Below are 23,630 nucleotides of genomic sequence, written 5' to 3'. Positions count from 1 at the left end.
GAACTGGGCGACCGAAAGTCCCTGATTCGGCCGCCCTGTAGAGATCCATGTGACCGGGCCGTGATCATGTGCGCGTCAGGCCGCCCGAGTCAACCGCTGTGGCGGCCGCCTTGACCTCTAGGCCGTCCAGGTCGTCTAGGTCGTCGCGCGTGGAGTGTGGGGGATGAGGGTGTCCCGGCCGAGGCCTCGGAGAGAGGCGTCCAGGACCTGGGCGGTGTGGGCGACGGCGATGGCGGCGCCGTGATGGCGTAGCGCGGTGGCGATCTGCATCGAGCAGCCGGGATTGGCGGCGACCAGCAGTTCGGCTTCGGTGGCGGCCACGTTCAGGGCCTTGCGGTCGCCGAGTTCCGCGGCGGCCTCCGGCTGGAACAGGTTGTAGGTTCCGGCGGAGCCGCAGCACACGTCCGGTTCGGCGATCTCGCGGACGGTCAGTTCGGGGATCCCGGCCAGCAGGGTGCGGGGCTGGGTCCGGACGCCCTGCGCGTGGGCGAGGTGGCAGGCGTCGTGGTAGGCGACGGTCACCGGGACGGGTCGGCGTTCCGCGCGGGGGCCGAGTTCAACGAGGAACTCGGCCAGGTCCCGAGTCTTGGCCGACAGCGCGTCCGCCCGGCCCGACCAGGCGGGATCGTCGGCGAGCAGGGCCCGGTACTCCTTCATCGCCGACCCGCAGCCCGCGGAGTTCACCACGATCACGTCGACGCACTCGAACGTCTCGACCGTGCGGCGGGCGAACGCGCGGGCCTCGTCCTCCCGGCCGGAGTGCAGCGACAGCGCCCCGCAGCACCCCTGGTCGGGCGGGATCACCACATCGCAGCCCTCCATGGCCAGGACGCGGGCCGTGGCCGCGTTGACGCCCGGGAAGAACTCCGCCTGCACGCATCCCGTCAGCATCCCGACCGTCGCGCGGCGTTCACCGCGGGCGGCGACCCGTTCCGGCAGTCTCGGTGCCTTGCCGAGGGGCGGTGCGAGCCGTTCCATTGCCGCGATCGACGGCGAGACGCGCTCCAGGACGCCGCTGCGCCGAATGAGCTTGTCCAGACCCGATTTCTGGTACGCGCGCAGAGGCCCACGCAGCGCACGGAGCCGCCGCCTGTACGGGAACAGTTGGAAGACCAATCCCCGTATGGCACGTTCCTTCATCGAGCGTGGGTGTTCGCGTTCGACCTCGGCCCGTGTCATCTCGATGAGCCGGTCGTACTGAACACCGGACGGGCAGGACGTCACACACGCCATGCAGCCCAGGCAACGGTCGAAATGCTCCACCATCGGGCCGCTCAGCGATGTTCCGTCGGCGTGCTGCTGCATGAGATGGATGCGGCCCCTGGGGGAGTCCATCTCCTCGCCCCACAGCACGTACGTCGGGCATGTGGGGAGGCAGAAACCGCAGTGCACACAGTCACCGAGGAGTTTCGGAAGATCGTCCTGGTCGCTCATCAGATGCCTCCTGTGAAACGACCGGGGGACAGCCGGTGTCGCGGGTCGAACTGGTCCTTCACGCGCCGCATGAGCGTAAGCGCCGGGACGGGACCCCACAGGTCGATCTCGTCGCGCACCTTCTGCGGGGCGTATCGGACGACGGCGCCGCCACGGTGTCCGCTCAGTGTGTTCCGTAGACGGGTCACGATTTCGGCGACCTCGCCGGGTGACGTGTCCGCGGGAAGGGCCACGTGGCCGTGTCCGCTGCCGCTCCAGGTGGCGGCGGTGTCCGGGCCGAGGATGGTGAGCAGGTCGCGTAGTGCGGGAGGTGGAGCGGTGACGTCGAGGAGAGTGGTGCCGTCCGGGTACTGTCCCCAGCCGTCAGGGGCGGTGTCGGTGATTTCGGCGCCCTCGCCGAGGAGTTCGGCCGTCTTTCGAGCGCGTGCGGCGACACCGTCCGGCACTCCCTCCAGAAGGACCGCGACCGTGCCCGGACTGATGTACTCCACCGCGCTCGGCGCGACCGCCGAATGAAGGATCCGTTGGACGGTGTCATGCGCGTCCTGCGGGCCGTTGACGGAACGCGCCACATGAACGGTCGACGAGGGCACGGGATGCAGCCGGAACGTCGCTTCCACGATGAGCCCCAGAGTGCCGAACGAGCCGCAGAAGAGCCGTCCCAGATCGTATCCGGCGACGTTCTTGACGACCTTCCCGCCGGAACGCGCGATCTGCCCGTCCGCCCGGACGATCGTCAGCCCGATGACCAGGTTGCGCGGCGTCCCGTACAGCGAACGCAGGGGACCGGCCACGCCCGCGGCGATCGTGCCGCCGACCGTGGAACCCGGCAGGGGAACGTCCAACGCGAGCCGCTGCCCCCGTCCGGCGAGCATCTCGCCGAACCGTTCCATCGGCAGACCGGCCTGTACGGTCGCCACCAGGTCCCCGGCGGCGTGCTCGATGAGACCGTCCAGTCGATGAGTGTCGACCAGCAGATCGCATCGTTCCGGGGGCGCCCCCCAGTCCAGGCGGGTCTCGGCGCCGCGAGGGACGACCGCCAGCCCGTTCTCGGCGGCGACGCGCATGACGTCCGCGGCCTCGGCCACGTTCCGGGGCGCGGCGACCACGGCGGGCTCCACACCGAGCACGCCGTCCGCCGGATCACCGGGCCGCACGTCGCCGCAGACCTTCGCCAGGGCGTCCAGGGGCCGCATCAGAAGAGGTCCGCCTTTCCCTCGAACGGGTGGGCGCCCCGGCGCACGCCGGGCACCTCACCGCACAGGCGCGGTGTCGGGAACACCTTGCCCGGGTTGCACAGGCCCGCGGGGTCGAAACCGCACCGCACCATCTGCATCGTGTCGAGGTCGGCGTCGGTGAACATGCGGGGCATGTACCGGGACTTGTCCACGCCCACGCCGTGCTCGCCGGTGATGGAACCTCCGTGTTCGATGCACAGGTCGAGGATCGCGCCCGACACTTCTTCGGCGCGCTGCTCCGCGCCCGGCACGGCGTCGTCGAACAGCACCAGCGGATGCAGGTTTCCGTCTCCCGCGTGGAACACGTTCGCCACCCGCACGCCGGACTCGGCCGACAGCGCGTCGATCCTGGCCAGCACGCGCGGCAACGCCGTGCGCGGGATCACGCCGTCCTGGACGATGTAGGCCGGGCTGATCCGGCCGACCGCGGCGAACGCCGACTTGCGGCCCTTCCAGATCAGCGCCCGCTCCGCGTCGTCCGCGGCGACGCGGATCTCGAACGCGCCCGCGTCCCGGCACAGCCGTTCGACCTCGGCGAACTGCGCCGCGACCTCCGGCTCCGGACCGTCCAGCTCCACGATCAGCACCGCGCCCGCACCCGGCGGGTACTCGCAGCGCACCGCGGCCTCCGCCGCCTCGATCGACAGCGCGTCCATCATCTCGATCGCCGCCGGCACGACGCCCGCCGCGATGATCGCCGACACCGCGCCGCCGCCCGCCTCGATCGAGTCGAACGCCGCCAGCAGCGTCTGCACGGTCTCCGGCACCCGCGTCAGCCGAACGGTGATCTTGGTGGTGATGCCGAGCGTGCCCTCCGCGCCGACGAACACGCCCAGCAGGTCGTAGCCGGGCCCGTCGGCCGTCAGCTCCACGAGCTCGCCGTCCGGCGTGACGATCTCGCAGGCCAGCACGTGATGCGCGGTGAACCCGTACTTCAGGCAGTGCGCGCCGCCGGAGTTCTCCGCGACGTTCCCGCCGACCGAGCAGATCTGCTGGCTGGACGGGTCGGGCGCGAAGTAGTACCCGTACGGGCGAACCGCCCGCGTCACGTCCAGGTTGATCACCCCGGGCTCCACCACGGCCCGCTGCCCCGGGATGTCGATCTCCAGGATCCGGCGCATCCGGGACGTCACGACCAGGACGCCGTCCGCGTGCGGCAGCGCCCCGCCCGACAGGCCCGTCCCGGACCCGCGCGCCACGTACGGCACCCCGGCCGCCGCGCACTCCCGCACGATCGCGGCGACCTGCTCGGCGGTGTCGGGCAACACGACGATCGCGGGCGTCGACCGGTGGCTGGTCAGCCCGTCGCACTCGTACGTGCGCAGCCGCACCGGATCGGTGATCACCTGCTCGGCCCCGAGCAGCCCGCGCAGCCGATCCGCCAGCGCGGCGAGTCGTGCGTCCATCACCCCACCCTCCTCCGCGCCCGAGGCCGCCGCAAGGGTGCCCGCCGGAGTGGGGTCACGGCTGAGGTCACGGCATCCGCTGGTAGGCGGGGGTGGTGAGGAACTCGGAATACTCGTCGGCGAGGGTGACCTCCTTGAACAGCGTCACGGCCTGGTCGAACCGGGGCTCGTTGTACGCCTGCCCCAGCTCCTCGCGGATCTTCGTGAGCTCCTCGTCCAGCAGCTCCTCGACCCACTCCTTGGTGATCTTGCGGCCGTCGGCGGTGGGCACGCCGTTGTAGATCCACTGCCAGACCTGGGAGCGGGCGATCTCGGCGGTGGCGGCGTCCTCCATCAGGTTGTGGATCGCGACGGCGCCCGCGCCGTCCAGCCAGGTGGCGAGGTAGCGCAGCGCCACGTCGATGTCGTTGCGCAGGCCCGCCTCGGTGATCTCACCCGGCGTGGACTTGATGTCGAGCAGGTCGGCGGCGGAGACCCGGACGTCCTCGCGCAGCCGGTCGCGCTGGTTCGGCCGCTCGCCGAGGACGCCGTCGAAGACCTCCCGGCAGACCGGCACGAGGTCGGGGTGCGCGACCCAGGAGCCGTCGAAGCCGTCGCCGGACTCGCGGGTCTTGTCGGCGCGGACCTTCTCCAGCGCGACCCTGTTGACCTCCTCGTCGCGGCGGGACGGGATGAACGCGGCCATCCCGCCGATCGCGTGCGCGCCGCGCTTGTGGCACGTCCGGACGAGCAGCTCGGTGTAGGCCCGCATGAACGGCGCGGTCATCGTGATCGAGTTCCGCTCGGGCAGGACGAAGTCCGCGCCCCGGTCCCGGAACTTCTTGATCACGGAGAACAGGTAGTCCCAGCGGCCCGCGTTCAGGCCGGCGGAGTGGTCGCGCAGTTCGTAGAGGATCTCCTCCATCTCGAACGCGGCCGGGATCGTCTCGATCAGCACGGTCGCGCGGATGGTGCCGCGCGGGACGTCCAGGGCGTCCTGGGCGAGGTTGAACGCGTCGTTCCACAGGCGCGCCTCAAGGTGGCTCTCCAACTTCGGCAGGTAGAAGTAGGGGCCCTTGCCCTTGTCCAGTTGCCGCCGGGCGCAGTGGAAGAAGTACAGCCCGAAGTCGAACAGCGACCCGGACATGGGCTCGCCGTCGACGAGGAGGTGCTTCTCCTCCAGGTGCCACCCGCGCGGGCGGACGACGATGGTCGCGAGTTCGGAGTCGTCCTTGAGCGCGTAGGTCTTCCCGCTCTTGGGGTCGGTGAAGTCGACGGTGCGGTCGAGGGCGTCCCGGAGGTTGAGCTGCCCTTCGATCATGTTGTTCCACAGCGGGGTGTTGGCGTCCTCGAAGTCGGCGAGCCACACCTTGGCGCCGGAGTTCAGCGCGTTGATCGTCATCTTCCGGTCGGTGGGGCCGGTGATCTCGACGCGGCGGTCCTCCAGGCCGGGGGCGGGGTCGGCGACGCGCCAGGAGTCGTCCTCCCTGACGTTCGCGGTCTCGGGGAGGAAGTCGAGCGTGCCGCCCCGGGAGAGCGCGCGCTGGCGTTCGGCGCGGGCGTCCAGCAGTTCCCGGCGCCGGGCGCCGAGCTCGCGCTGAAGGGAGGCGAGCAGGCCGAGCGCCTCGGGGGTCAGGATCTCCTCGTACCGGTCGCCGAGGGGGCCCTTGATCTCGACACCGTCAGGTCCAGCCATCGGCCTTCCTTTCGTATAGCGAAATTCCACTTCTGTTATGTGGAGAACGGTACTCGGCGGTTCCGAGACCGGTCAAAGCGGGATACGGGTTTCATCCGGACACGTCTTTCATTCGGACACGTCCCCGTCCGGGCCTGCGTCAACCCAGCGGGTGGCGGTGCCGGCGCGGCGACCGCTCGTCCCGCTCCGGGACGCCATCGTCCCGGCCACGGAAATTCCGCGTGACCTCCGTGGACGGCGCGTGAGACGATCGAGGGGAAGACACGGCCGCGCCGCGGCGTTGCACTGAGGACATATGACTCAACCTTTCTCTGCAGACCAGACCGAGTTCGAGACTCAGGACCCGACCGTCGAGGAGCCCCTGACGGGCGCCCTCGACCTTGAGGACCGGCGGGCACTGCGCCGGGTCGCGGGCCTGTCCACCGAGCTGACCGACGTCACCGAAGTCGAATACCGGGCACTCCGGCTGGAACGCGTCGTCCTCGTCGGCGTCTGGACGGAGGGCACCGCCGAGGCCGCCGAGAACTCCCTGCGCGAACTGGCGCTCCTCGCCGAGACGGCGGGGTCCCACGTTCTGGAGGGCCTCGTCCAGCGGCGGTCGCGCCCCGATCCCGCGACCTACATCGGCTCCGGCAAGGCCGCGGAGCTGCGCGACATCGTCATCGCCACCGGCGCCGACACCGTCATCTGCGACGGCGAGCTGGCGCCGAGCCAGCTTCGGCACCTGGAGGAGGTCGTCCAGGTCAAGGTCATCGACCGGACCGCGCTGATCCTGGACATCTTCGCCCAGCACGCCAAGAGCCGCGAGGGCAAGGCCCAGGTGGAGCTCGCGCAGCTGGACTACCTGCTGCCACGGCTGCGCGGCTGGGGCGGCAACCTGTCCCGGCAGGTCGGCGGGCGCGCCGCCGGCGGCGTCGGGATCGGCGGCCGCGGCCCCGGCGAGACGAAGATCGAGCTGGACCGGCGGCGGATCCGCACCCGGATGGCCAAGCTGCGCCGGCAACTCGCCGAGATGTCCAAGTCGCGCGACACCAAGCGCGGCGAGCGCCGCCGCCACGCGGTGCCCGCCGTCGCGATCGCGGGCTACACCAACGCGGGCAAGTCGTCGCTGCTCAACCGGCTCACCGGCGCCGGGGTCCTGGTGGAGGACGCGCTGTTCGCCACCCTCGACCCCACGGTCCGGCGCGCGGAGACGTCCGCCGGGCGCGCCTACACCCTCGCCGACACCGTCGGGTTCGTCCGGCACCTGCCGCACCAGCTCGTCGAGGCGTTCCGGTCGACGCTGGAGGAGGTCACCGACGCGGGGCTCGTCCTGCACGTCGTGGACGGCTCCGACGCCGACCCGGAGGCGCAGATCGACGCCGTCCGGGAGGTCCTGCGGGAGATCGGCGCGGACGGCATCCCCGAGATCATCGTCATCAACAAGGCTGACGCCGCCGACGACCTCACGATCGCCCGCCTCCAGCGCCGGGAGACGCACAGCGTCGTCGTGTCCGCCCGCACCGGGTACGGCATCGAGGAGCTGCGCGCGGTCATCGAGGCGGAGCTGCCCGGGCTGGAGAGCGAGCTGCGCGTCCTGGTGCCCTACGAGCGCGGCGACCTCGTCGCGCAGGTGCACGATCGCGGCGAGGTGCTCGCTCAGGAACACCTGGCCGAGGGCACGATGCTCCACGCCAGGATGCCCGCGGACCTCGCCGGGGAGCTGTCCCGGTACGAGACCGCGGCACCGACCGTCTGACGACACCCGCCGGGCCGGGCCGCCATGGCCCGGCCCGGCGAGTGTTCGCGGGTTCCGGGCTTTCGCATGACCTCTTTTACGGACTGGTTCGAGGTCGCACTGGAGGACCAGATAACGGACTGGGTAGAAGCCGGTTCTGCACTGTCCGAAATTGGCTCATGGGGCGATCCTGGTCGCCGAACGGTGACAGCTTTCCCATTCGGCTTGACGACCCGGTGGGAATCCGTACGGTCGTAGAGCTAAGGGGCGGGGTGATGGCTGTCGATGTGCTGCGATCAGAGGTTGTCGGACGGGCCTTCGGTGCACTACCGTGACGAAACCGATATCTCCGGTCTCGTTGCCAATGGTGGTCCCCCGACCACCCGACCCACCCAGGTGAGCCGTCGGCACCCAGTCGGCGTTTCGGATCGAGAGCAGGTGGCGCAGTCCATGGTAGGTCCGAACACTGGAACGAGGGCGGGCGGCCCGCACCGATGCCACACGGCCCCCATGACCGCGTTGAAGCGCGTCCTGCCCCAGCCGGGCCGGTGACCCTATGACCGTGAGGCTGTTGACGAACATCGGCAGGCTCTGGACGGGTACCGACGTCTGCAGCAACGCCGCCGTGCTCATCCACGAGGACCGGATCGTCTGGGCCGGGCCCGCGTCCGACCTGCCGCAGCGCGTTCCCGGCGTCATCGACGACATCGTCGACGTCGACCACGTCGAGAACCTCGGCGGCGGTCTCGTCACACCCGGCCTCATCGACGCGCACTCCCACCCCGTCTACGCGGGCAACCGGTGGGCGGAACTCGCGATGCGCACCAGCGGATCGTCCCACTCCGCCATCACCGCCGCGGGCGGCGGCGTCAACTCCACCGTGACCGTCACCCGTGGAACCGACCCCTGGACGCTCTGCAACGGCGTCCGCGAACGGCTCCGCCAGTGGATCCTCGCCGGGACCACCACCGTCGAGGCCAAGACCGGATACCACCTCACCCGCGACGGCGAACTCGCCGACATCCGGATGCTGCGGTCGCTGGAGGGCGAGCCGTCCATGCCGCGCATCCACGCGACGTTCCTCGCCGCGCACATCCTGCCGCCCGAGTTCTTCGGCCGCCGCCGCGACTACATCGAGGCCGTCCGCCTGTGGGCGGGCGACGCCGCCGTGGCCGGAGCCGACTCGATCGACGTGTACTGCGACGAGGGCCACTTCAGCGCCGAAGAGGCCCGAGCCCTGCTGCTCACCGGCAAGCGCGCCGGCCTCAAGGCGCGGATGCACGCCTGCGCCAACGAGCGCGTCGGCGCCGCGCAGGTCGCCGCCGAGGTCGGCTGCGCGTCCGCCGACCTGCTCACCCAGGCCAACGACGACGACATCAAGGCCCTCGCCCACGCCGGCGTCACCGCCACCGTCTGCCCCGGCAGCGCCCTCAACAGCAGCCGCGCGCCCGCGCCCGTCCGGCAGATGATCGACCGCGGGGTCACCGTCGCGCTCGGCACCGACCACAACCCCGGCCAGTGCGGCATCACGTCCATGCCGCTCGTCATCGGGCTGTCGGTCGCGATGTTCGGCCTCAGCGTCACCGAGGCCCTCCGCGCGGCCACCCTCGGCGGCGCCGCGGCCCTACGCGTCGGCGACCGCGGATCCCTCGCGCCGGGCATGCTCGCCGACATCGTTCTGTGGGACGCCGACCACGAGGGCGCCTTCGCCTGGGCGTTCGGGCTCCGCGCGCTGCGGATCTGGCGCGGCGGCGTCCCCGTACAGCCCTGACCCAGAACCCGCGACCCGTTCGAGCGGGCACGTGCCGGGACGGAAGAGGCGCCGGAGGGCGGCGGGAGGATGCCCCGTCTCCGCCTTCACCGTCCGGGTGAGATGCGCGTGGTCGGCGAACCCGAGATCGGCGGCGAGGCCCGCCAGGTCCTGTTCGCCCCGCTCGATCCGGTCGAGCGCGAGGCCCACCCGGACCCGGTTGCGATAGCGGGTGACGGACATACCGGTCTCCTGGCGGAACGTCCGGCTGAGGTGGGAGGGGGAGACCTCCAGAAGCCGGGCCAGCGGGATCAGCCCGGCGGCCTGCGGATGCCCGCCGACGATCGCCTCACGCGCCTCGTCCACCAACGCGCGGCGGCGCACGCGACCGCCCTCGCCCGGAGCCAGCCGGGCGAGGAGGTCGAGCAGCCGTTCGGCCGCCTCGTACGCCACGTCCGGACCGGCCCGCAACAGCAGCCGATGCGCCAGGTCGGCGCGCGCACTGACCCTGACCGTTCCGGACGGGCCTTTCCACAGGTGCGGGGCGAGGGTGATCGCGGTGCACACGTCACCCCCCGCTGGATGAGCGAACTGACCCTCCTCACCGGGAGCCTGCGCGTATCCGGTCGTGGAGTCGATGACGGCGCGTCCATGACGGGACCGCATGCGGAACCGTCCGTCCCGTACGAGAACGAGCGAGTGCCCCGTGGCCGGTTCAGGTTCGGACCATCCGGACCGATGAACATGACACCTCACGGTCCGGACGGCGAAGTCCTCCGTCACCGTCACCACCGCCGACTCCAGCATGGTCGCCATCGTACGGACGACAAGAATCTTCAAGCGCCACGTTCCCACTGCCGCGCACACTCACTGAATGGTCAAACGGTGGCTGCTGGTGGTCCTCCTCACGGGACAGACGATGGTGTCGATGGACGGCTCCATCGTGGCGGTGGCGCTGCCGAACATCGCGGCGAGCCTGGACTCGTCGGGCGCGCTGCTGCAACTCGTCACGGGCGGCTACATCTTCGCCCTCGCGGTACTCGTCGTCACCGGCGCACGCCTGGGCGACAAGTACGGGCACCGCACGATGTTCTTCCTCGGCCTGCTCGGCTTCACCGTGACGTCCCTGGCCTGCGGCCTGGCGCCGTCGGGTGCCGTCCTCGTCGCCGCGAGGATCTGCCAGGGCGCGTCGGCGGCGCTGCTCCTGCCACAGGTCCTCTCGCTCATCCAGTTGTCCTTCGAAGGAGCGGCACGGGCACGCGCACTCGGCCTGTACTCGATGGTGCTCGCGCTGGGCGTCGCGCTGGGACAGATCGCCGGAGGGGTCATCGTCAGCGCCGGTGACAGTTGGCGTCCCATATTCCTGGTCAACGTTCCGATCGGCGCGTTGCTCCTCGCTGTGGGCCCACGGTTGATGCCTCCTGAACCCACTAAGGCCACGCGGCTGGACCTGCCGGGCGTGGCGCTGCTCTCCTGCGGGATGGCGGCCTGCGTCGTGCCACTCGTCCTCGGCAGGGAGCAGGGCTGGCCGAACTGGACGTGGCCGTCCCTGGCCGCGGGTTGTCTCGTCCTCGTCTTGTTCGGTGCCCATGAACGACGGACGCCGTCACCGCTCCTCGACCTGACCGTCCTGCGCGGCCGCGCCGTCCGACCGGGTCTGTTCGCGGCCTGCGCGGTGATGGGCGCCTACACGGGCTTCCTGTTCAGCCTGGCCCTCTACCTGCAGAACATCCTGGAATTCTCTCCGCTCCGAGCAGGGTTGACCTTCATCCCGTACACGGTCGGGTTCGCCACCGCCGGACTCGGCTGGACACGCCTACGCGGGAGAACCCATCTCCCCACGTTCGGCCTGCTCACGTTCGCCGTCGCCGCCACCGCCTTGGCGCTGCTCACCCGCGACGGCTGGCCGACGATACCGTCCGTCCCGCTGCTGTTCAGCGCCGGAGCGGGCCACGCCGCGGGGTTCAGCCCCCTGGTCGAGCGGATCACGAACTCCGTGGGCCCCGGCCAGGCGTCCGCCGTCTCCGCGCTGTCGAACACCGGGGTACTTCTCTCCAACGTCCTGGCCATCGCCGTCTTCGGCGGCGTCCACCTCTCCGAGCCTGACACGCTGACCCCGGTCGCCGCCCTCCTCACGGCCCTGCTCATCGCCGCCGCGGTGGCCGCCGAGCGCCGCTGACCGAGAGTTATCCACAATCTCCGGAGCGTAGGCGCCGCACCAGGAGACAGACCTACCGTCGTGCGCCATGAGACCCGATGCCCGGGACCGGCTGCACGCCGTCTCCGACCGCCCACCCCCGCCGCAGACGCCACCGTCGGCCCGTATCCGCGCGACCCCCGACCGATCGAACATCCGCGTCCTCGTCGTCATCGGCGTGATCGCCGCGGCCGTCGCCGCCGGCTACCTGTGGCTGGCCCGGCCCCGCCCCGGCCCCGTCGCCCCACTCCCCAGCGCCACCGTCGCCCCCGCCAGTCCCACCGCGTCCCTGAGCCCGGCCGCCGCCTCCTCGGTGGTCGTGCACGTCCTCGGCAAGGTCAAGCGTCCGGGAGTGGTGACCCTGCCGTCCGGCTCCCGGGTCGCCGAGGCGATCAAGGCGGCGGGCGGGGTGCGGCCCGGCGCGCAGACCGGCCCCCTCAACCTCGCCCGGAAACTCGTGGACGGCGAACAGATCCCCGTTGGCGTCGCCCGCCCTTCCCCGGCTCCCGGCCCCGTCCCGTCCCCACCCGGCGGCCCCGGCGCGCCCGGCGCCCCCCTCGACCTCAACACCGCGACCGTCGACCAGTTGGACGACCTCCCCGGCGTCGGCCCCGTCCTCGCCCAGCGCATCGTCGACTTCCGCACCCAGCACGGAGGCTTCCGCTCGGTCGAACAACTCCAGGACGTCAGCGGTATAGGCGCACGCCGCTTCGCCGACCTGAAACCAATGGTCCGCGTATGACCCACGACCTCCGCCTACTCGCCCCGGCCCTCCCCACGTGGATCGCAGCGGCCATCCCTCTCGACGTCCCCGCCACCATCACGCTCGTCCTAGCTGCCTTCACCGCCTTAACAGCGGCCTACGTCCTGACACGCCGTCCACCCTCCTCTGCCACGGCATCCAGCTCACAGTGAACCGATGGTGCGCGTATGAACCATGACCTTCGCCTGCTCGCCCCTGCCCTCGCCACGTGGATCGCGGCGGCCACCACTCTCGGTCTCCCCGCCGTCGTCACGCTCGTCCTTGCCGCCCTGACCGCCTTAACAGCGGCCTATCTCCTGACACGCCGCCCACCCTCCTCTGCCACGAGATTTCGACGCACAACTCCCACCCCTCCGCCACCGCCCAGTTCACCTGACACGCCTCCGAACCCGTCTTCCACGCGCCGGGAATCGTCCCCAACGCCCCCGGGCTCATCTTCAGCGCCTCAAGAGCCCGTACCACCGGGTCCACCTTGGGGACGCCCTACTCGCAGGCAGGCCCGAGGGAGTTGGCAGGGAGCGCCCACGAACCGGGACGGTCCGCCGCGGCGAAACCCTGACGCGCGTGTGGCCCGATGGGGCTCAGCCACGACAGCGGCATTACGGGCTCTGACCCGACGACTCGATCTCGGCTCGGCGCGGCGATTCGGCTCGGGTGGCGACACTCGCGCGGCGGCGTCCCGGCGGCGGCTGGTGGGAGTCGCCCTCGTCTGCGCCGCCGCGTCCGCGACCGGGGTGGCGCTGCGGGCCACGGCCGTCGACACCGGGCCGGTGCGGGACGTCGCTCGTCTGGGCGGCTCCGCCGCCGCGGAGGCGGTCGTGACCGCCGACCCGCACGCCAAGCCCGGAAAGCACCGACCGATGGTCATCGTCCGGGCCCGGATGGAGGTGATCTCCCAGACCCGGGTTCGGGTCCCCGTCCTCCTGCTCGCGGCCGACGCCGGGTGGCTCCGCTTGATTCCCAGCCAGCGGGTCCGGCTCCACGGCCGGTTCATGCTGCCCCAGGGCGCTGACCTACTCGCCGCCGTGGTGATCGTGCGGGGGCCACCGTCCGTCCTCGGGCCTCCCTCCCGCGTTCAGCGCGCCGCCGAGTTCATGCGGGCTCGGCTACGGGCCGCGTCGGCGAAACTCCCACCCGACCAGCGCGGCGTCCTGCCCGGCATGGTCGTCGGTGACACCTCCCGCCTCGACCCGGCCTTGGCGGAGGACTTCCGCACCGCCGGGCTCACCCACCTTCTGGTCGTCTCGGGCGCGAACCTGGCGATCGTCATCGGGGCCGTCCTCGGACTGTGCCGCCTCGTCGGGCTCGGACGGCGCCGAGCCCCGCCCCTCGCCGTCCTCGCGGTACTCGCGTTCGTCGTGGTGGCCCGCCCGGAGCCGAGCGTCCTCAGGGCGGCGCTCATGGGCCTCATCGGCATGCTGGCGCTGTTCACCGGACGCCAACGCCAGGGCGTGCCCGCGCTGGCCGCCGCCGTCCTCCTCCTCGTACTGATCGACCCCGAACTGGCCCGTTCGTACGGGTTCACGCTGTCGGTCCTGGCGACCGCGGGCCTGCTCGTCCTCGCGCCCCCGTGGCGTGAACGGCTGGCGCGTCACCTGCCCGGTCCCTTCGCCGACGCCCTCGCCGTCGCGGCGGCCGCCCAGTTCGCCGTGGCCCCGGTCCTGGTGATGCTCTCCGGCGAGGTGGGCGTCGTCTCGGTGTTCGCGAACCTGCTGGCGGCTCCGGCCGTCGCGCCCGCCACCCTCCTCGGCGCCCTCGCCGCCGTCACCGCGCCCTTTTCCCTACCACTCGCCCAGTTGATCGTATGGCCCGCCGGGCTCGCCGTCGGCTGGATCATCCGGGTGGCCCGGACCGCCGCCGCCCTGCCCTACGCCACGATCCCCTGGACGAACGGCGGCGCCGGCGCCGCCGCCCTCCTCCTGGCCGTCGGGGTCACCGTCCTGGTCCTGCGCAGCCGCCGCCTCCGCCTGCTCACGGCCGCCGCGATGACCGGTGTCCTCATCGCGGTCATCGCGCTACGCGTCACCGCCCCCGGCTGGCCGCCGCCGAACTGGCAGATGGTCGCCTGCGACGTCGGCCAGGGCGACGCCCTCGCCCTCTCCACCGGCCCCGGCCAGGCCGTCGTCGTGGACACCGGCCCCGAACCCGCATCGATCGACCAGTGCCTGCGGCGCCTCCACGTCCACGATGTGCCGCTGCTCATCCTGACCCACCCGCACGCCGACCACATCAACGGCACATCCGGTGTGCTTCGCGGCCGCGACGTACACACAATCCTGACCACGCCCCGCACGTCCGGCCGCGAGGCGAGCCTCGCCCGGAACTTCCTGCCCCGCCCCGCCCAGGCGGGCCAGCAATGGCGCATCGGCCCGCTGACCCTCTCGGTCCTCGCCCCGCCGACCACCGGCCCGACCCTCTCACCCAAGGACGACGGCACCACGATCAACAACGCCAGCGTCGTCCTCGTCGCCCGCAAGCCGGGCTTCAGCGCCCTCCTCACGGGCGACGTCGAGGCCGAGGCCCAACGAGCCCTGGAAAGCGCCGTCCCACACGTGCAGGTCCTGAAGGTTCCCCACCACGGCTCCCGCAGCCAGGCCCCCGGCTTCCTCGCCGCCGCCCAGGCCTCCGTCTCTCTGATCTCCGCCGGTGAGGACAACGACTACGGCCATCCCTCCCCGACCACCCTCACCCTCCTCCGCAGCCTCCGCACCCAGATCCACCGCACCGACCAGGAGGGAGACATCGCCATAATCCGCACCACCACCGGCATAGCAGCCGTCCCACACCACTGACCACCCCGCCACCGCGCCGTGTTGAGGTGCTAAGTGCATCTCTTGGGGGCTGGGGATCTGGTCGTGGGGGGCCTGGGGGCGTGGCATGCTGCTGGGATGTCGGTTGAGCCCATCGTCGTGATCGTCGGTGACGAAGAGCTGCTCGTGGAGCGGGCGATCGGGGATGTCGTCGCGTCCGTGCGGGCGGAGGATCCGGAGACCGAGGTGATCGACCTTGGACCGGGCGGGTTGGAGTCCGGGCGGATCGCGGAGCTGACGTCGCCGTCGTTGTTCGGGGGCACGAAGGTCATCGTGGTGCGGTCGGCGCAGGACCTCGGGAAGGATCTGACGGCTGAGGTCCTGAAGTACGCCAAGACGCCCGCGGACGATGTCGTGTTCGTGGCCGTCCACCATGGCGGCGCCAAGGGCAAGGCGCTGGTGGACGGGCTGACCAAGCTGAAGGCGCGCAAGGTCTCGTGTCCGAAGGTCACCAAGGCGGGGGAGCGGATCGATTTCGTCCGGACCGAGATGCGCCGCGCGGGCGGGAAGATCTCCGCGGACGCGGCGCGAGGGCTGGTCGACGCGGTCGGAAGCGACCTGCGCGAGCTCGCGGCGGCGTGCAGCCAGCTGGTCGCCGACACCGGTGGCAAGGTCGACGACGCCGCGGTGGCGCGGTACTACCGGGGACGCGCCGAGGTCACCGGGTTCGCGGTGGCGGACAAGGCCATCGAAGGGCAGCTCGCCGAGGCGCTGGAGCAGTTGCGGTGGGCCCTGGCGACGGGGGTGGCGCCGCTGTTGATCGTCAGCGCGCTCGCCACGGGCGTCCGGGGGCTGGCGAAGGTCGGCGGTGCCCCCCGAGGCGCACGCGGCGCGGCGCTGGCGAAGGAGCTGGGCATGCCGCCGTGGAAGATCGAGCGGGTGCAGAGGCAACTGCGGGGCTGGTCGGGTGCGGGGGTCGCGCGGGCGCTGACGGTGGTCGCCGAGGCCGATGAGCAGGTCAAGGGCGGGGCCGCGGACACCACGTACGCGTTGGAGAAGGCCATCACCGAAATCGTTGCCGCCCGAGCCCTGAGAAGCGCTTCATAGGTCACCTGTTCTGCGGCCCTGTCACGGGAGCCGCTCGGGACGGCCATTCGCGTTTTCCGGTGTCCGGGCGCGGTGGTAAGGAGTACTCGGCCTTCGACCTCAGGCCGTTGGCTTCCTTCAGTGACGTAGTGGCGGGTCAGGCGGCCGGCGAGGCCAAGGGCCCCGTTGGGTTGAGGATGAGGCGGACGGAATCGTGCCGTCAGGCTTTGGGTGATGTTGTGCGCGGTGGTGAGGGTTATTCCAGGCGCATGGGATTTCCAGGGGAAGGTCCTGTTCTCTTCGAGGCCGTTTCCGCCCGCCCGTAGGGCGGCCGGGAGTCTTGGTTGGGGGATGGGGGTGTCGAGAACCTCGACGCGGATGATCGAGGTTGTTGTGTTGGGTCGGTGTTCCTAGGGGTTTTAGGTGAGTTTGGGTGGGGTTTTCGGGAGTGTGGTGCGGATGGTGGTTAGGAGGTCTGTGACCAGGGGGTCGGTGGCGCGGGCTGGGAGGTGGAGGGCGTAGTAGGGGACGGCGGGGAGATCGGTGATCTCGCGTTGGACCAGGCCGGGTGGAGGGACGACGCATCCGTTGACGACGGCCAGGCCGACGCGTAGGGAGACGAAGTGCAGGAGGAGGGGCCAGCCCTCGGCCTCGACGGCGAGTGACCAGGGGACGTTCGCGGCGCGGAGGGCGCGTTCGAGGGTGATGCGGTGCGGGCCGGTGGGCGGGGGGACGACCAGGGACGTGCCCGAGAGGTCGGCGAGGGTGAGGTGGGTCCGGTCGGCCAGGGGGTGGTCGTCCGGCATGACCAGGACCTGCGGGTAGGTGGCGAGGAGGACGGTCTCCACGTCGGTGGGCAGGACGTCCAGGACGGCGACGCCTAGATCGGCGCGGCCCGTGCGGACGGCGGTGAGGGTACGGGACCGGTCGCCGTTGATGAGGCGGATTCCGGGGCGGACGACGTCGCCGAGCAGGTACAGGTAGGCACCCTCACCGGCGGCGAGGGTCGGGACGCGGGTGGGGGCGGTGCCCTGGACGTCCGCGAGGAACGTCGTCATGCGGGCGTCGAGTTCGTGGGCGAAACGGGCGACGTGTTCGCCGGCGGGGGTGAGGGCCAGGCGGCGGCCGTGCCGGGTGTAGAGGGGGCGGCCGAGGGTGTCGGCGAGTTTGCGCACCTTGGTGTGGAGGGCCGGCTGGGAGATGTGGAGTTCCTCGGCGGCGCGGGTGAAGTTGAGGTGCTCGGCGAAGACCGCGAACGAGGCGAGCGCGTCGGTCGAGAGACGAGCCAGGTCCATAGGTACAGGTTATAGATAAGGGTGCACTTTATAGTTCTGTTTTAGGGGGGAGGCGTCGAGAGTTGAGGTATGAACAGGGAACATCGGCTCGGCGTCGACTTCGGCCGGGTCATTCACGGTGGGTTGCTCGCGCCGGGCGAGGAGGACACGGCGTTCCTCGGTGGGAGTTTCGAGGAGGCGCTCGCCTCGCCGGCGACCGCGGGGGTGTACGAGGTGCTGCCGGGGCTGGTCGAGGCGTTCGACGGACGGGTCTGGATCATCTCCAAGTGCGGTGACCGGGTGCGGAGACGGACGCTGGCCTGGCTCGACCATCATGACTTCTACGGGAGGACCGGGCTGCGCAGGGGGAACGTCCGGTTCTGCCGGAAGCGGGCGGAGAAGGCGGGGCATTGCCGGGAACTCGGAATCACCCACATGATCGACGACCGGCTGGACGTTCACCGGGCCATTCGTGACATCGTGCCGTACCGATATCTGTTCGGGTTGGAGCCGGGTCCGGAATGGGTGCGGCACCTGCCGAACTGGGCGGCCGCCGAGGTCATTCGCGAAGATATTCCGGCGGAACGGAATCGACCAGCCAGACCTCATTGGAGCTGACGCGGAATTCGTGCCCGTCGGCGGCCATCCGTCCGGCGTGCACGGTGAGGACGACGGGTCTGCCGCGGCGGGCGCCGACACGCCGGGCCGTGGCGCGGTCGGGGGAGAGGTGCACGGCGTGCCTGCCCATGGGCTTCAGCCCGTTGCGCAGGATCGAGTCCAGGGATCGTCGCACCGTGCCGTGGTAGAGGAACTCCGGTGGCGGCGTCGGAGGAAGGTTCAACTCGACGGGGATCGAATGCCCCTGGACGGCGCGGATCCGGTCGCCGTCCAACTCGAAGCGTTTCTTGTCGTTGTTCGCGACGGCGTGTTCGAGTTCGGCGCGCGTGAAGGGGAACCCGTGGCGGGTGGCGGCCTCGAGTAGCTCGGTGACGTCGGCCCATCCTTCGGCGTCCACCGTGAGGCCGATCCGTTCGGGGCGGTGCCGCAGATGCAGGGCGAGATACTTGGAGATCTTGACCGTGCGGCGTTCGTCCATCGGCATAGGGCGGGGCCGGCTCTCGCGGCCGGCCCCGGGCGTGCGACGGGCCCTACTTGGCCTGGAGGGCGGCGGCGCGCTTGGCGATCGCCGACTTGCGGTTGGCGGCCTGGTTCTTGTGGATGACGCCCTTGCTGACGGCCTTGTCCAGCTTGCGGGCGGCGTGGCGCTGCAGGGCGACGGCGTCCTCGACGCGGCCCTCCTCGGCGGCCTCGCGGAACTTGCGGATCGCCGTCTTCAGCTCCGACTTGACGGCCTTGTTGCGCAGGCGGGCCTTCTCGTTCTGCTTGTTGCGCTTGATCTGGGACTTGATGTTAGCCACGTCGTAGTGCCTCAGCTTGGTCGCGATAGTCGCCTGCTCGTGCGCAGGCCCTGACGAATGTCTGAACGGGGGCGGGACGGTGCCCCCGGGGCACGACGCTACGCCACACGCAGTCGCACAGCCTACCAATCACCGGGGGCCGCCCCAAACCAGGCCGTGCACGAAGCATCGCGCCCGGCATGGGACCATGGAGGTACACATTCATGTCCACCAGTGAGTTTTGCGAAACGGACCACGGTGCCAGCGCCTGAGCCTGACAAGACCGACCCCGCGATCATCCGCAACTTCTGCATCATCGCGCACATCGACCACGGCAAGTCGACGCTCGCGGACCGGATGCTGCAGTTGACCGGCGTGGTCGAGGAGCGCCAGATGCGCGCCCAGTACCTCGACCGGATGGACATCGAACGCGAGCGCGGCATCACGATCAAGAGCCAGGCGGTGCGGCTGCCGTGGACGTCCGGCGGCGTCGACCACGTCCTCAACCTGATCGACACGCCGGGGCACGTGGACTTCTCCTACGAGGTGTCGCGGTCGCTGGCGGCCTGCGAGGGCGCCGTCCTGCTGGTGGACGCGGCGCAGGGCATCGAGGCGCAGACGCTGGCCAACCTGTACCTGGCCCTGGAGGCCGACCTCCACCTGATCCCCGTCCTCAACAAGATCGACCTGCCGGCGGCGCAGCCGGACAAGTACGCCGAGGAGCTGGCCGGGATCATCGGCTGCGAGCCCGGCGACGTGCTGCGGGTGTCCGGCAAGACGGGCGAGGGCGTCCGCGAGCTGCTCGACAAGATCGTCGAGGAGGTGCCGGCGCCGCAGGGCGACCCGGACGGCCCGGCCCGCGCGCTGATCTTCGACTCGGTGTACGACACCTACCGGGGCGTGGTGACCTACGTCCGGATCATTGACGGGCGTCTGTCGCGGCGCGAGAAGAGCCTGATGATGTCCACCGGCGCCGCGCACGAGACGCTGGAGGTCGGGGTGATCTCCCCCGAGCCGAAGCCGGTCCAGGGCCTCGGCGTCGGCGAGGTCGGATACCTGATCACCGGGGTGAAGGACGTCCGGCAGGCGCGGGTCGGCGACACCGTGACCGGCGCGTCCCGGCAGGCGCCCGAGGCGCTCGGCGGCTACCGCGACCCGAAGCCGATGGTGTTCTCCGGCCTTTACCCGGTGGACGGCGACCAGTACCCCGAGCTGCGGGACGCGCTCGACAAGCTGCGCCTCAACGACGCCGCGCTGGTCTACGAGCCGGAGACGTCGGCGGCGCTCGGGTTCGGCTTCCGATGCGGGTTCCTCGGGCTGCTGCACATGGAGATCGTCCGGGAGCGGCTGGAGCGCGAGTTCGACCTGTCGCTGATCTCGACCGCGCCGAACGTGGTGTACCGGGTGGTCATGGAGGACGGGACGGAGCACACCGTCACCAACCCCAGCGAGTTCCCCGAGGGCAAGATCGGGAACGTTTACGAGCCGGTGGTGAAGGCGACGCTGCTGACCCCGTCGGAGCACATCGGCGCGATCATGGAGCTGTGCCAGGGCCGCCGCGGCGCGCTGCTCGGCATGGACTACCTGTCGGAGGACCGCGTCGAGATCCGCTACACGCTGCCCCTCGCCGAGATCATCTTCGACTTCTTCGACCAGCTGAAGTCGCGCACCCGCGGGTACGCGTCGCTGGACTACGAGCCGAGCGGCGAGTTGGAGGCCGACCTGGTCAAGGTCGACATCCTGCTCCAGGGCGAGTCGGTGGACGCGTTCAGCCAGATCGTCCACCGTGACAAGTCCCGCGAGTACGGGCTGATGATGACGTCCAAGCTCAAGGAACTGATCCCGCGCCAGCAGTACGAGGTGCCGATCCAGGCCGCGATCGGCGCGCGGATCATCGCGCGGGAGAACATCCGCGCCATCCGCAAGGACGTCCTCGCCAAGTGCTACGGCGGCGACATCTCCCGGAAGCGCAAGCTGCTGGAGAAGCAGAAGGAGGGCAAGAAGCGGATGAAGACCATCGGGCGGGTCGACGTTCCGCAGGAGGCCTTCGTCGCGGCGCTGTCCACCGGCGGCGAACCCGCCGACAAGGGCAAGAAGTAGCCGCCCGCTCCAGGCACGTCCGCCGTCGGTGCGGTTACTTCTTCAGCAGCGGCCAGGCGACCACGGCCGGAACGCGCCGGAACTCGCCCCGGTTGGCGGCCCGTCCGGCGTAGACGAGGAAGAACATCACGACGGCCGTGAAGAGCAGCGGCACCCAGATGAGCACGTCGACGGCCAGCGACAGCAACCCGCCGACGATCCAGACGGCGATGGCCGCGAGTGCCATGTTGAGGCCTTGGACCGCGTGCTTGCGCACGAACGGCGTACGGGCCTTGCCGAGGTAGACCACGGCCGGTGCGATCGCACCGACGAGGAACTGCCCCACGTAAGCCATGAGCGACCATGTGCGCTCGTCATTGCTGACCGGACCCTGCTGTCCGAACTGCTGCCCGAACTGCTGCTCGGGCATCTGGACGGTGCCCCCGCCCTGGGGCTGCGGCGGCTGCTGCCAGCCCATCCCACCGGGCTGCTGCTGCGGCGGCGGAGGCTGCTGCGGCTGCTGCCACATGCTTCCAGGTTGCTGCCAGGGGGCCTGCTGCTGACCGGGCTGCTGCCCTGGGCCGGGCGACGGGGGAGGCCCGTAGGCCATGGCGGAAATCCTCTCCTGGTTCGCTACGCGAGCTATGGGCCGCGCGCTATGGACAAAGTGTATGACTCCTAGGACGCTCCCGGAGTTCGCATTGGTTCCGCTTCGCCCTGACCGTGGCCGTTTCACGCCACGGACCTCGGGTCAGGACCGGACGCCCGACCGGGGCACGGCACGAGAAATGCGAGACTGAGACCGTGCCTTCGACGCTTCCTGATGGTGATCCCGTGCCGATGGACGGTGCCCTGCCCGGTACCGCCCTGGACGGGTTGGGGTCGAGGCCGTTCGCGTTCTACGTTCACGTGCCGTTCTGTGTGACGCGCTGCGGTTACTGCGATTTCAACACGTACACGGCGACGGAGCTCGGTCCGGGGGCGAGCCGCGATTCCTACGCGGACACCGCCGTCGCGGAGGTGCGGATGGCCCGGCGGGTGCTCGGCGACGTGGACCTGCCCGTGGAGACGGTCTTCGTGGGCGGCGGCACGCCGACGCTGCTGTCGACCGACGATCTGGGACGCGTCCTGGACGTGATCGACAAGGAGTTCGGGCTCGTACCGGGCGCGGAGGTCACGACGGAGGCCAACCCCGAATCGGTCGACGAGGCCTATGTGAACCGGCTACGGGAAGCCGGGTTCACGCGCGTCTCGTACGGCATGCAGAGCGCCCGCGAGCATGTGCTGGCCGTCCTGGAACGCACCCATACACCCGGGCGTGTCCCGCAGGTGGTGGAGTGGACGCGCGAGGCGGGTTTCGAGCACGTCAACCTCGACCTCATCTACGGCACGCCGGGGGAGACCGACGACGACTGGCGGGCGTCCGTGGAGGCGGCCCTGACGGCCGAGCCCGACCACGTGTCGGCGTACGCGCTGATCGTCGAGGACGGCACCCGGCTGGCGGCGCAGGTCCGGCGGGGCGAACTCGCGGCGCCCGACGACGACGCCATGGCCGACCGCTACCTGGTCGCGGACGCGCTGCTGTCCGCGCACGGCCTGCACTGGTACGAGATCTCCAACTGGGCCGCCGACCCGCGCGCCGCCTGCCGCCACAACCTGCTGTACTGGACGGGCGCCGACTGGTGGGGCGTCGGGCCGGGCGCGCACAGCCATGTCGGCGGCACCCGCTGGTGGAACGTCAAACACCCCGCCGCGTACGCCGCGCGCCTCGCCGAGGGGGCGAGCCCCGCGCACGCCAGGGAGGTCCTGGGCGAGGACGACCGGCGCGTCGAGCGCGTCATGCTCGAACTGCGGCTCGCCGAGGGCTGCCCCATGGACCTCCTGGACGACAAGGCCGTCCGCCGCGCGATCGACGACGGCCTGATCGAGGCCGCCCGCTACGAGCGGGGCCGTGCGGTGCTCACGCTGCGGGGACGGCTCCTGGCCGACGCGGTCGTCCGGGATCTGGTCTAGGGGACCGTGACGAAGTCGATGAGTTCCTCGACCCGGCCGAGGAGGGCGGGTTCCAGGTCCGTGTAGCTGTTGACGCGGCTCAGAATGCGTTTCCACGCGGCTCCGGTGTCGTCGCCCCAGCCGAGTTCGGCGAGGACGCCCTCCTTCCACGGGACGCCACGGGGAACGCGGGGCCAGGCGCGGATGCCGACGGACGCGGGCTTGACCGCCTCCCAGATGTCGATGAACGGGTGTCCGGTGACCAGGACGTGCGGTGACGAGACCCGCGCGGCGATCCGGGACTCCTTGGAGCCGTCCACGAGATGGTCGACGAGGACGCCGAGGCGGCGGTCCTCGTCCGGGCCGAACTCGTCGACGATCGCGGGCAGGTCGTCCACGCCTTCGAGGTACTCCACGACGACGCCCTCGACCCGCAGGTCGTGGCCCCAGATCTTCTCGACCAGCTCCGCGTCGTGGACGCCCTCCACGTAGATGCGGCTCTCCTTGGCGACCCGCGCCCGCAACCCCTGGACGGCGATGGACCCGGACGCCGAACGCGCGGGCCCCCGGGGCGCGGCGCTCGGCCGGACGAGCGTGACGGGCTTGCCGTCGATGAGGAACCCGGACGCGGTCAGCGGGAACACGCGCCGCTTGCCGAACCGGTCCTCCAGGGTGACGCCGACCTTGTCGCAGCCGACGACGGCGCCGCAGAAGCCGCTGTCGGGATCTTCGACGACGAGGCCGGGTTCGGCCGGGACCTCGGGGATCCGTCCCTTGCGAGGCCTGCGCCAGTCACCGGCCAGCACGTCGTTTCCGTAGTCCTTACTCCGCACGGGTCCGCACATTAATCCGCCCGGACGCCCGCGGGACGT

At 70.8% G+C, this 23,630-nt stretch carries 18 protein-coding genes and 1 pseudogene; 9 read left to right on the top strand and 10 right to left on the bottom strand.

Annotation, left to right across the window (positions count from 1 at the left end):
• Nucleotides 1–135: 135 nt before the first annotated feature.
• The 4 genes from D0T12_RS11440 to aceB form a co-directional block, all read right to left on the bottom strand.
• Nucleotides 136–1,434, bottom strand: coding sequence for a (Fe-S)-binding protein (locus tag D0T12_RS11440; protein WP_117399478.1), 1,299 nt, complete (start codon nucleotides 1,432–1,434; stop codon nucleotides 136–138).
• On the bottom strand, nucleotides 1,434–2,630 hold the full coding sequence (locus D0T12_RS11435) for an FAD-binding oxidoreductase (protein WP_117399477.1): 1,197 nt from the start codon (nucleotides 2,628–2,630) through the stop codon (nucleotides 1,434–1,436). The genes D0T12_RS11440 and D0T12_RS11435 overlap by 1 nt, the downstream gene beginning before the upstream one ends.
• Nucleotides 2,630–4,078, bottom strand: coding sequence for an FAD-linked oxidase C-terminal domain-containing protein (locus D0T12_RS11430; protein ID WP_117399476.1), 1,449 nt, complete (start codon nucleotides 4,076–4,078; stop codon nucleotides 2,630–2,632). Before D0T12_RS11430 ends, D0T12_RS11435 begins: the two co-directional genes overlap by 1 nt.
• Before the next feature lie 67 nt (nucleotides 4,079–4,145).
• On the bottom strand, nucleotides 4,146–5,753 hold the full coding sequence (gene aceB / locus D0T12_RS11425) for a malate synthase A (protein ID WP_117399475.1): 1,608 nt from the start codon (nucleotides 5,751–5,753) through the stop codon (nucleotides 4,146–4,148).
• 295 nt (nucleotides 5,754–6,048) lie between these two features.
• Here aceB and hflX point away from each other — a divergent pair, with 295 nt between their 5' ends.
• The gene (hflX, locus tag D0T12_RS11420) at nucleotides 6,049–7,491 is read left to right on the top strand and encodes a GTPase HflX (RefSeq protein ID WP_117399474.1); all 1,443 of its coding nucleotides are present in this window, start codon (nucleotides 6,049–6,051) and stop codon (nucleotides 7,489–7,491) included.
• A 535-nt stretch (nucleotides 7,492–8,026) separates the two neighbouring features.
• Nucleotides 8,027–9,241 carry an imidazolonepropionase gene (gene hutI / locus D0T12_RS11415; RefSeq protein WP_117399473.1) on the top strand — a complete coding sequence of 405 codons (1,215 nt, stop codon included), beginning with the start codon at nucleotides 8,027–8,029 and terminating at the stop codon, nucleotides 9,239–9,241.
• A gap of 60 nt (nucleotides 9,242–9,301) precedes the next feature.
• On the opposite strand, the pseudogene D0T12_RS36470 reads toward hutI, so the two are convergent.
• Nucleotides 9,302–9,886: pseudogene (locus D0T12_RS36470) on the bottom strand (helix-turn-helix domain-containing protein); the annotation flags it as partial.
• A 208-nt stretch (nucleotides 9,887–10,094) separates the two neighbouring features.
• Here D0T12_RS36470 and D0T12_RS11405 point away from each other — a divergent pair.
• The 4 genes from D0T12_RS11405 (at nucleotide 10,095) to holA (ending at nucleotide 16,037) form a co-directional block, all read left to right on the top strand.
• Entirely contained in the window at nucleotides 10,095–11,399 is a 1,305-nt protein-coding gene (locus D0T12_RS11405; RefSeq protein WP_117399472.1) for an MFS transporter, read from the top strand.
• Nucleotides 11,400–11,466: 67 nt separating this feature from the next.
• Nucleotides 11,467–12,159, top strand: coding sequence for a ComEA family DNA-binding protein (locus D0T12_RS36995; protein ID WP_117399471.1), 693 nt, complete (start codon nucleotides 11,467–11,469; stop codon nucleotides 12,157–12,159).
• A 713-nt stretch (nucleotides 12,160–12,872) separates the two neighbouring features.
• Nucleotides 12,873–14,972, top strand: a complete 2,100-nt coding sequence (locus D0T12_RS11395; protein WP_233525974.1) for a DNA internalization-related competence protein ComEC/Rec2 — start codon at nucleotides 12,873–12,875, stop codon at nucleotides 14,970–14,972.
• A 96-nt stretch (nucleotides 14,973–15,068) separates the two neighbouring features.
• Entirely contained in the window at nucleotides 15,069–16,037 is a 969-nt protein-coding gene (gene holA / locus D0T12_RS11390; protein WP_117399469.1) for a DNA polymerase III subunit delta, read from the top strand.
• A gap of 398 nt (nucleotides 16,038–16,435) precedes the next feature.
• On the opposite strand, the gene D0T12_RS11385 is transcribed toward holA, so the two are convergent.
• Nucleotides 16,436–17,311 carry a LysR family transcriptional regulator gene (locus tag D0T12_RS11385; RefSeq protein WP_117399468.1) on the bottom strand — a complete coding sequence of 292 codons (876 nt, stop codon included), beginning with the start codon at nucleotides 17,309–17,311 and terminating at the stop codon, nucleotides 16,436–16,438.
• Nucleotides 17,312–17,380: 69 nt separating this feature from the next.
• Between D0T12_RS11385 and D0T12_RS11380 the strand changes: the two genes are divergently transcribed.
• The gene (locus tag D0T12_RS11380) at nucleotides 17,381–17,908 is read left to right on the top strand and encodes a hypothetical protein (protein WP_117399467.1); all 528 of its coding nucleotides are present in this window, start codon (nucleotides 17,381–17,383) and stop codon (nucleotides 17,906–17,908) included.
• On the opposite strand, the gene D0T12_RS11375 is transcribed toward D0T12_RS11380, so the two are convergent.
• The gene (locus D0T12_RS11375; RefSeq protein ID WP_117399760.1) at nucleotides 17,850–18,386 is read right to left on the bottom strand and encodes an RNA 2'-phosphotransferase; all 537 of its coding nucleotides are present in this window, start codon (nucleotides 18,384–18,386) and stop codon (nucleotides 17,850–17,852) included. The genes D0T12_RS11380 and D0T12_RS11375 overlap by 59 nt on opposite strands.
• 52 nt (nucleotides 18,387–18,438) lie before the next feature.
• Nucleotides 18,439–18,708: a 30S ribosomal protein S20 gene (gene rpsT, locus D0T12_RS11370; protein ID WP_117399466.1), complete on the bottom strand. Its 270-nt coding sequence runs from the start codon at nucleotides 18,706–18,708 to the stop codon at nucleotides 18,439–18,441.
• 237 nt (nucleotides 18,709–18,945) lie between these two features.
• Here rpsT and lepA point away from each other — a divergent pair, with 237 nt between their 5' ends.
• On the top strand, nucleotides 18,946–20,787 hold the full coding sequence (lepA, locus tag D0T12_RS11365; RefSeq protein ID WP_117399465.1) for a translation elongation factor 4: 1,842 nt from the start codon (nucleotides 18,946–18,948) through the stop codon (nucleotides 20,785–20,787).
• Nucleotides 20,788–20,821: 34 nt separating this feature from the next.
• On the opposite strand, the gene D0T12_RS11360 is transcribed toward lepA, so the two are convergent.
• Nucleotides 20,822–21,376 (bottom strand): DUF4870 domain-containing protein, encoded by a 555-nt coding sequence (locus D0T12_RS11360; RefSeq protein WP_158581469.1) that lies wholly within the window; start codon nucleotides 21,374–21,376, stop codon nucleotides 20,822–20,824.
• A gap of 194 nt (nucleotides 21,377–21,570) precedes the next feature.
• Here D0T12_RS11360 and hemW point away from each other — a divergent pair, with 194 nt between their 5' ends.
• Entirely contained in the window at nucleotides 21,571–22,779 is a 1,209-nt protein-coding gene (gene hemW / locus D0T12_RS11355; protein ID WP_117399464.1) for a radical SAM family heme chaperone HemW, read from the top strand.
• On the opposite strand, the gene D0T12_RS11350 is transcribed toward hemW, so the two are convergent.
• Complete coding sequence (locus D0T12_RS11350) at nucleotides 22,776–23,591, bottom strand: DUF3097 domain-containing protein (RefSeq protein WP_233525973.1); 816 nt, start codon at nucleotides 23,589–23,591, stop codon at nucleotides 22,776–22,778. The two genes, hemW and D0T12_RS11350, sit on opposite strands and share 4 nt — an antisense overlap.
• Nucleotides 23,592–23,630 lie beyond the last annotated feature (39 nt).

The sequence above is a fragment of the Actinomadura spongiicola genome (genome assembly GCF_003432485.1).
In the GTDB taxonomy this organism is placed as follows: Bacteria; Actinomycetota; Actinomycetes; order Streptosporangiales; family Streptosporangiaceae; genus Spirillospora; species Spirillospora spongiicola.
This window is presented reverse-complemented; position numbering and strand designations above follow the sequence as displayed.

Excerpts from the sequence above, each read along its gene's own strand:
- D0T12_RS11440 (WP_117399478.1), bottom strand. The coding sequence starts at position 1,434 with ATGAGCGACCAGGACGATCTTCCGAAACTCCTCGGTGACTGTGTGCAC.
- D0T12_RS11435 (WP_117399477.1), bottom strand. The coding sequence starts at position 2,630 with ATGCGGCCCCTGGACGCCCTGGCGAAGGTCTGCGGCGACGTGCGGCCC.
- D0T12_RS11430 (WP_117399476.1), bottom strand. The coding sequence starts at position 4,078 with ATGGACGCACGACTCGCCGCGCTGGCGGATCGGCTGCGCGGGCTGCTC.
- aceB (WP_117399475.1), bottom strand. The coding sequence starts at position 5,753 with ATGGCTGGACCTGACGGTGTCGAGATCAAGGGCCCCCTCGGCGACCGG.
- hflX (WP_117399474.1), top strand. The coding sequence starts at position 6,049 with ATGACTCAACCTTTCTCTGCAGACCAGACCGAGTTCGAGACTCAGGAC.
- hutI (WP_117399473.1), top strand. The coding sequence starts at position 8,027 with ATGACCGTGAGGCTGTTGACGAACATCGGCAGGCTCTGGACGGGTACC.
- D0T12_RS11405 (WP_117399472.1), top strand. The coding sequence starts at position 10,095 with ATGGTCAAACGGTGGCTGCTGGTGGTCCTCCTCACGGGACAGACGATG.
- D0T12_RS36995 (WP_117399471.1), top strand. The coding sequence starts at position 11,467 with ATGAGACCCGATGCCCGGGACCGGCTGCACGCCGTCTCCGACCGCCCA.
- holA (WP_117399469.1), top strand. The coding sequence starts at position 15,069 with ATGTCGGTTGAGCCCATCGTCGTGATCGTCGGTGACGAAGAGCTGCTC.
- D0T12_RS11385 (WP_117399468.1), bottom strand. The coding sequence starts at position 17,311 with ATGGACCTGGCTCGTCTCTCGACCGACGCGCTCGCCTCGTTCGCGGTC.
- D0T12_RS11380 (WP_117399467.1), top strand. The coding sequence starts at position 17,381 with ATGAACAGGGAACATCGGCTCGGCGTCGACTTCGGCCGGGTCATTCAC.
- D0T12_RS11375 (WP_117399760.1), bottom strand. The coding sequence starts at position 18,386 with ATGGACGAACGCCGCACGGTCAAGATCTCCAAGTATCTCGCCCTGCAT.
- D0T12_RS11360 (WP_158581469.1), bottom strand. The coding sequence starts at position 21,376 with ATGGCCTACGGGCCTCCCCCGTCGCCCGGCCCAGGGCAGCAGCCCGGT.